The organism is Sporosarcina sp. P20a, from assembly GCF_002743175.1.
GTDB lineage: Bacteria > Bacillota > Bacilli > Bacillales_A > Planococcaceae > Sporosarcina.
Window position 1 is genome coordinate 1 of the sequence record NZ_PDYT01000044.1, and the last position, 4,016, is coordinate 4,016.

The following is a 4,016-nucleotide window of genomic DNA, read 5'->3' on the forward strand; positions in this document are numbered from 1 at the left end:
TGTGGTAGGCGTAGCGAGGAGACAAAGACAGGCGAACTTCCTGTCTCTGGCTCCTCGCGAAAGCCATCCACCAGCGCCGAAGTGGGGACAATGAACTTGCCACTTACATTACCAGCTAAACCACAACCTCCCGATCAAACAGGAAACAGAAAAAGCACGTGCAAGAACCACAACCCAACGCCGCTTATTACGTACTCTAAACAGAAATGTAACCGGACAAGCACTTAAGCACTTAATCACTTACCCACGCCACATGTTCTAGTACCGCTTAAAAGTACTTGTTCAAGCTTAAAAAGCACCTGAATTAGCCCCACATACTACCAAACAAAAAGACTATTAGTGGGTGTAAAAACAAAAAAGGCTACCAAGTTACTGATAGCCTTTTAGAGTATTATGAGAAATATTTATTTACTTGTTCAAATACGTCAGATCCCATGACTTCCTTGCCATACTCACCTATACGATGAATAGACATCTTAGACACTGCACCGTATTCTGTTACCATGCTGGCAATGTCCTTCGCACGTTTCTTCTCAATAAGAGAATAGTCGAAGCGTAAGTTGAGATAATAACGATCCTCGAATGCATATAGTTGCGAATCAAATTCGTCTTCGAGTGAAATCATCTTGCTAGCCAATGGTATGATTTGGTCAAACTCATTGAAAACAAATAATCTATCTGCAACCTGCAAATCTTCTTCACTTTCCTCTTCAGATTCAGTAATCGCATCGAAAATTGGATCGAATAATTCTTCTGGATCTTCAATTCCAAAAGGAAACTGTGAAGATTCTGCGTTTTTCGGAAGATGTGCGCGCGTTACAATCACTTCAATGCCTTCATTCATAGCGTTAACTTGAATCCAAAGCGGTCCTTCCACTTCAAATTCCGTATCATCGCCAAGTTCATCCATCATATCCCAAAAAAGCTCTTCGCTTTTATCGCGATTATACCAGACGTCTTCTTTACTAAAACCACGGGCTTCAATATCTCCATAGGATAAATTAAACTTTACCGTGTTTTCATTAATGCGCTCTATTTCCATCCCTTATCTCTCCCTTCTGTAGAACAGGCCCTCCCCTGTCATATACTAATACACACTTGCAATGCTTATTACTACTATATGTCGGCTCCGACGTTTTCGTAAGGGTTAATTGTATTTCATTTTACTAATGTTTGCATTGAAGTGGCTCATCTAGAGGAATACAAGGGAATATCAATTCAAAAAAGCTGATAGGCACAATTGTATCCCGTGTCATCCCTATCAGCTTTTGTTATTAAGATTAGTTAACCATACGCCGCGCTTCGAGCAGCTGATAGGCTCTAACTTTTCTCGGTAGGAAACGACGAATCTCATCTTCATTGTACCCTACTTGGAGTCTCTTTTCATCTAGAATGATTGGTCTTCTCAAAAGACCAGGATGTTCTTGGATCAACTCATATAATCTTTGAAGTGGAAGACTTTCCACATCAACATTTAATTTTTGGAATATCTTGGATCGTGTTGAAATAATTTCGTCAGTACCATCTTCCGTCATGCGAAGAATTTGTTTGATCTCTTGAATATTCAATGGTTCAGAGAAAATGTTACGCTCTGTATAAGGGATCTCATGTTCCTCCAACCATGCTTTTGCTTTTCTACAAGATGTACAACTAGGCGATGTATAAAGTGTGACACCCATTTATTGACACGTCCTTTCCTACGGCTTACGCTCATTAGATTTAATATATTTGCAATTCGTTTGATTCACTTTAGAATTATTATAATTAATCTCTATACTGTTCATTATACACATAATCATTCTCAATTAATATAGTTTTTCGAAAAAACTTTTTTGAAATTCACAATTTCTTATTTTTCAACATTTCGGTAGAGAATCATGCAGTATTCTGCGATAAATGAACATCTTCTACTTTAATACCCAAGGCATAAATGTTTTAAACATTTCATTTGTAAATAAATGCATTCTCATTTAGAAAATACTTCTGCTAAATATTCCCTCTCTGTATAGTACGTACAGGTGTACTAAAAGGTTTCATGTTGTGCAAATCTTTTTTCTTTTTATTAATTCAAAGTTGCATTTTTTAAAAGGTATCGATATAATCTTAAGCAATATAGTGAATGGCATTGAAGGAAAGAGTATTTTTGTTGCGGTTTTTGTAGAGAGCTTGTATAAGGTGAAAACAAGTAAAACTGCACAAAATGAATGGGCTCCTGAGCTTGATGGATGAAAACAGTACTCCATCACGTCTTCCCACGTTATGGGAATTGAGCGGCTATTAGTAGCAATTCGGGTGGTACCACGGTTACCTTTCATCAATCGTCCCTATTTACAGGGGATGACTGATGTTTTTTTATGCCATTTTTCACGTACGATACAGACTGTTTCGTTCCAGTCTACATTTTAAAGGAGGAAATATTATCATGAAAACCATCTTTTCAGGTGTACAACCTACAGGTGTCATCACATTAGGAAACTATATTGGCGCATTCCGTCAATTCGTTGAGCTACAAAACGACGAGGACTGTATTTTCTGTATCGTAGATCAGCACGCAATCACAGTACAGCAAAATCCAGATGACCTAAAACAAGCGATTCGTTCACTAGCTACTACGTATATCGCAAGTGGTATTGATCCAGATAAATCCACATTGTTCATCCAATCAGAAGTTCCGGCTCACGCTCAAGCTGGATGGCTCATGCAATGCATTTCGTACATTGGTGAACTCGAGCGTATGACACAGTTTAAAGACAAATCAGATGGAGCAGAAGGTGTATCTGCCGCACTTCTTACCTACCCTCCATTAATGGCTGCGGACATTTTATTGTATAACACGGATATCGTGCCAGTCGGGGAAGACCAGAAGCAACATCTAGAGCTAACTAGAGATCTAGCAGAGCGCTTCAATAGCCGATACGGAAAAGTATTGACCATTCCGGCCGTTCGTATTCCTAAAAATGGCGCTCGCATAAAATCTTTACAAGATCCATTGAAGAAAATGAGTAAATCTGATCCGAATAAAAAAGCGACCATTACGATTTTGGACACACCAAAAGAAATTGAAAAGAAAATCAAAAGTGCGGTAACCGACTCTGAAGGTATCGTGAAATTTGATGTAGAAAACAAACCAGGCGTCTCTAATTTATTGATTATCGAATCTTCACTGAGTGGTGTAACCATCGAAGAATTAGAAGCAAAATACGAAGGCCAAGGCTACGGAGCATTTAAAGCCGGTGTCGCTGATGCGATCAACCAACACTTAGCTGGAATCCAAGAACGCTATCATGAACTAATCGACTCTCCTGAACTCGATGCAATCCTCGACCAAGGAGCCGAAAAAGCAAACACCATCGCTTCCGCCACCCTCAAAAAGATGGAGGCCGCGATGGGCTTGGGACGTAGACGGTAAGTAGTAGTAAAATAACCGCCGCTACCAACATCATAAAATCCGTCGACTGCAAAATAAAAATCAATATCTGTTGATAATCATAACCAAGCGCAGAATAATTCAAGTAAAACAACAAATTAGCCAGCGTCACCACAATCACACAATAACTACAAACAAATATAAAAAAACGCGTCACAGACATCTCGTCCTTTACCCTTTTCTTTCATCCTATGTTCAGACCAGGTGTAATTAGACGAGTCTTAAAAGTCATAACCAAAAAAAGACTGAAAACATCTCCAGAAACATTATAAGGAGCTTGTCTTCAGTCTTTTGGTTTTGGTTTTGGTTTTGGTTTTGGTTTTGGTTTTGGTTTCGGGTTTGGGTTTGGGTTTGGGTTTGGGTTTGGGTTTGGGTTTGGGTTTGGGTTTTGACTTTAATATTTAATGCATTAATGTTCTACTGATAGAACAATACGTCAGTTTACCGTAAGTGGAAGGCGGCGACTCCCTCTTGAAAAGGTGATGATGACAAGGCTTGTCGCATTATTCTATTGACCCAAAAAGAATTTATATGACTAGTAAAGAGAATCGTCTACCTGAAAGTACATACTTTTGTAGATACTGTAAGT

The 4,016-nt window shown here is 38.9% G+C and carries 3 protein-coding genes and 1 other annotated feature; of the genes, 1 reads left to right on the plus strand and 2 read right to left on the minus strand.

Translation table 11 applies throughout. The annotated features are described in order from the left end of the window. Nucleotides 1-391: 391 nt before the first annotated feature. The gene (gene mecA, locus CSV72_RS16365; protein WP_099679224.1) at nucleotides 392-1,042 is read right to left on the minus strand and encodes an adaptor protein MecA; all 651 of its coding nucleotides are present in this window, start codon (nucleotides 1,040-1,042) and stop codon (nucleotides 392-394) included. 238 nt (nucleotides 1,043-1,280) lie between these two features. Continuing rightward, nucleotides 1,281-1,679 carry a transcriptional regulator SpxA gene (gene spxA, locus CSV72_RS16370; protein WP_009765721.1) on the minus strand — a complete coding sequence of 133 codons (399 nt, stop codon included), beginning with the start codon at nucleotides 1,677-1,679 and terminating at the stop codon, nucleotides 1,281-1,283. Nucleotides 1,680-2,116: 437 nt separating this feature from the next. Beyond that, nucleotides 2,117-2,329 (plus strand) — a binding site (T-box leader). A 93-nt stretch (nucleotides 2,330-2,422) separates the two neighbouring features. Between spxA and trpS the strand changes: the two genes are divergently transcribed. Continuing rightward, nucleotides 2,423-3,409, plus strand: coding sequence for a tryptophan--tRNA ligase (trpS, locus tag CSV72_RS16380; protein WP_099679226.1), 987 nt, complete (start codon nucleotides 2,423-2,425; stop codon nucleotides 3,407-3,409). Nucleotides 3,410-4,016: the final 607 nt, after the last annotated feature.

Excerpts from the sequence above, each read along its gene's own strand:
- mecA (WP_099679224.1), bottom strand. The coding sequence starts at position 1,042 with ATGGAAATAGAGCGCATTAATGAAAACACGGTAAAGTTTAATTTATCC.
- spxA (WP_009765721.1), bottom strand. The coding sequence starts at position 1,679 with ATGGGTGTCACACTTTATACATCGCCTAGTTGTACATCTTGTAGAAAA.
- trpS (WP_099679226.1), top strand. The coding sequence starts at position 2,423 with ATGAAAACCATCTTTTCAGGTGTACAACCTACAGGTGTCATCACATTA.